Genomic DNA, 1,155 nt, shown 5'->3' with positions numbered 1-1,155 from the left:
AGCCGCCGGACCGGCGGTTTTCAATCACAATGTCGAAACCGTGCCCCGCCTGTATGCCACCGTGCGACCGGTTTCCAGTTATGATTATTCCCTGGACGTGTTGCGGCGGGCCGGGGATCTGGCTCCTGGTCTGGCCATCAAGTCCGGATTCATGGTGGGTCTCGGCGAGAGTGATGCCGAGGTGGAGCGACTCCTTTTGGATTTACGCCAGGCCGGGGTGGCCTTGTTGACTATTGGCCAATATTTGCGCCCGTCGCTGGCCCATCACCCTGTCATCGTCTATCGGACCCCGGAGTGGTTCGAGCAGGTCCGGCAACAAGCCTTGCGCATGGGTTTTGCGGGCGTGGCGAGTCATCCCCTGGCCCGATCTTCCCATGAGGCGCACCAACTCTTCACCGGCAGCGCCGGCCCCATGGCCTCTGGTTCTTGCGCCCCGGATCCTCCATGTCCCTCTTTCGACTGATTCGTCATACCCGTCAGGCGTATGCCGACTCCCTGGCCGAGCAGCAGCGTGCCGTGGAGGCCATTCTGGCCGGGGACTCGCCCAACCTGCTGATTTTGACCGAACATGCACCGGTCTATACCATGGGACGTTCCGGTTTGCAGACCGAAATCTTGCATTCCTTGCCCGCCGGCATGGCCATTCCGGTGGTGGAGACCGACCGGGGCGGTCGGGTGACCTACCATGGTCCGGGCCAAATGGTGGCCTATGTATTGCTGGATCTGGGTCCCCGGTCACGGGCCGTGCGGGAACATGTCTGGCGTCTGGAGGAGTGTGCCATCCAGACCCTGGCCGCTTTGGGTGTGACAGCCGCACGCGATCCCGTCGGGCCTGGAATCTGGGTGGGAACCGCCAAAATTGGTGCCCTTGGGGTACGCATTCGTCGCGGTGTCACCTCCCATGGTCTGGCTTTGAACCGCAATCCGGATCTGAACCACTTTGCCGGTATTGTTCCCTGCGGGTTTCATGACCGGTCGGTGACTTCCCTGGCCGCCCTGGGTCACCAGGTTGCGCGGGAACGTCTCGAAGAGTTGTTCATACGGGCGTTTACGGGGGTTTTTTCTGCCAGTTGGGTGTGAGAGGCTGTCTAATAACTTGATTAATTTCAAAAAAAACGAATGAAAAACTGGGATGGAGGTCCAGGAGGAAGGGCT

Annotated in this window: 1 protein-coding gene and 1 pseudogene (1 of these 2 only partly in view); both read left to right on the top strand. The window is 60.3% G+C overall.

Translation table 11 applies throughout. From position 1 onward, the window contains the following. Nucleotides 1-463 (top strand): annotated as a pseudogene (gene lipA, locus HQL65_19205) (lipoyl synthase) (it extends 491 nt beyond the left edge of the window). Continuing rightward, entirely contained in the window at nucleotides 445-1,080 is a 636-nt protein-coding gene (lipB, locus tag HQL65_19200; protein MBF0138364.1) for a lipoyl(octanoyl) transferase LipB, read from the top strand. Before lipA ends, lipB begins: the two are co-directional and overlap by 19 nt. Nucleotides 1,081-1,155: the final 75 nt, after the last annotated feature.

Source organism: Magnetococcales bacterium, from assembly GCA_015228935.1.
Taxonomy (GTDB): Bacteria; Pseudomonadota; Magnetococcia; order Magnetococcales; family DC0425bin3; genus HA3dbin3.
This window is presented reverse-complemented; position numbering and strand designations above follow the sequence as displayed.

Excerpts from the sequence above, each read along its gene's own strand:
- lipB (MBF0138364.1), top strand. The coding sequence starts at position 445 with ATGTCCCTCTTTCGACTGATTCGTCATACCCGTCAGGCGTATGCCGAC.